We start from the raw sequence: 1771 nt of genomic DNA, 5'->3' as shown, positions 1-1771 counted from the left end.
AATACGCTTATTGATGTAGGTATTGTGTTCTTTGGCAACTATAAGGTTATCTTCCTCAATCTCACGCGCGCTTAGTTCTTCTGTGTAGTCTTGCTCCATTACGCCCCCCTTTCCTCTGGTAGGGTTAGGTAGTAGTCTGGTTTATCAGAGCAAAGGCCGCTAGAATGGAATGTAAGGAAGTTTCTTTGTTCTAGCTCCTCAAGGGCTTTTAAGATCGCCTCTTGGCTTTCCTCTAGTCTCTCAGCCAATGTTTCTAGGGTGGGAGTTTTTCTTAGACTATAGATATAGGTTAACACTCCTAAGGCCTTACAGCTTAGCCCCGCGCTGAATATTTCTAAGGGGATTTCTACTACCGAAGTATCTAGGTTATAGTTGCGTACAATCATATTTCTACTCCTTCTAAAAATGTGGCTCTGGGTTTGTTTTGCTCAGGGATGTATTTGGCATAGACTTTATAGGTGATCTGTAAGTTCTTATGGCCTAGTGTGTGGCTGACCCACAAGGGCTCTTCGCCTCTTTCTAACATGATGCTAGCAAAGGTATGCCTTGTGCTATAAAGCTTAATGTGCTCAAGCTCTAGGCTTTCAAGTAGTTTAGCCCATTGCTTAGTCATGATCATTTGTAACTTAGGATTAGTGCCAAAGATGGGTGTATCTTTGTTGATTACATCCATAAATAGGCTAAACTCTTTCAAGCGCTTTTCTACGATTGGTAACATATCAATCACGCGGATACTATTAGCTGTTTTGGGGGTGGTTATCTCACCTAAACCATTTAAAGCCTTATTGATAGTGATTGTGTGGTTCTTAAAGTCCATATCTCCCCAAGTTAGGGCTAGTATCTCACCCACTCGCATACCGCTAAAAAAGGCTATGGTTAGATAAGTCTTTAGATAGGGTTGATCGCATTCTCTTAGGATTTCTAGTACCCGATCTAGACTAAAGACTTCAATTTTCTTAGGAGCAGGAGCGATAAGGATTTTTTGCTTGTAATAGGGGGTCTTTTCTAGCTGGCCTTTGAAGGTAGCAAACTCTAACAAGCTTTTAAGTAGAGTAGTTAAGTGCACAATGCTATTAGTGTTATAGTTATTCTCCACTAAGCCCTTATAAAAGTTTCTCATGTGTTCATGGTTTAGCTTAGCTGTGGGCATGTTCACATCTACTTCTAGTAACTTAACAATGGTTTTTAGGCGGTTTTCTATGGTTAGCTGTGAGCTTTGCTTATAGCCAATGTAGCGTTCTTTGAATTCCTCTATAGTGGTAGCTAGTGGCACTTCTAGCGGATCAATAAATCTCTTCTTAGTCTGTGCAGCTTCTATTCTTGCCTCTAGCTGGTAATTTAGCTTAGCGCGGTTTTTGGCTGTGTCCTTTAGCCCTAGACTTTTACGCACCCTCTTGCCTTCATCTGTGTAGTATTCAGCATATAGCTGGTTTTTGCGTGTGTAGATACGCATTTGTATTTCCTTTGTTTTGAATTGGTTAAAGCTATTAGCATGGGCTAATTGTGTGATCATTTTTCCTACCCCCTTGGGGATTTGCCCCGCCACAATTGGGCGGTTTTTTCAAATGCCTTTGAATTAGGCTAGCTAGCTAAAAGGTTTAAAGGCCTCTTAGGTTTAGAGGGTTGGGGGTTAGTTTGGGGGAGTGTTGGGGGTGATAGGTTAAAGAGATTGGATAAAGCCTATCTCCACCACTCCCCCCATTCCACCCTAAGCCCCTATTTTAGGGGCTTAACCTTTTCCCTAAACCTCCTTAATCTAGCCTAATTTGGC

General features: G+C 41.7%; 2 protein-coding genes. Both read right to left on the bottom strand.

The window, feature by feature from the left end; translation table 11 throughout:
- Window positions 1-98 precede the first annotated feature (98 nt).
- Window positions 99-386, bottom strand: coding sequence for a hypothetical protein (locus G6Q06_RS08300; protein WP_163566299.1), 288 nt, complete (start codon window positions 384-386; stop codon window positions 99-101).
- Window positions 383-1513 carry a site-specific integrase gene (locus tag G6Q06_RS08295; protein ID WP_163566298.1) on the bottom strand — a complete coding sequence of 377 codons (1131 nt, stop codon included), beginning with the start codon at window positions 1511-1513 and terminating at the stop codon, window positions 383-385. The genes G6Q06_RS08300 and G6Q06_RS08295 overlap by 4 nt, the downstream gene beginning before the upstream one ends.
- Between the last annotated feature and the right edge of the window lie 258 nt (window positions 1514-1771).

It is taken from the genome of Helicobacter suis (genome assembly GCF_902196135.1).
Taxonomy (GTDB): domain Bacteria; phylum Campylobacterota; class Campylobacteria; order Campylobacterales; family Helicobacteraceae; genus Helicobacter; species Helicobacter suis_A.
The sequence above is the reverse complement of the archived record's forward strand: the minus strand, read 5'-3'. Positions and strand labels throughout refer to the sequence as shown.

Bases quoted from the DNA above. Each gene is read 5' to 3' on its own strand.
- G6Q06_RS08295 (WP_163566298.1), bottom strand. From the start codon at position 1,513: ATGATCACACAATTAGCCCATGCTAATAGCTTTAACCAATTCAAAACA.
- G6Q06_RS08300 (WP_163566299.1), bottom strand. From the start codon at position 386: ATGATTGTACGCAACTATAACCTAGATACTTCGGTAGTAGAAATCCCC.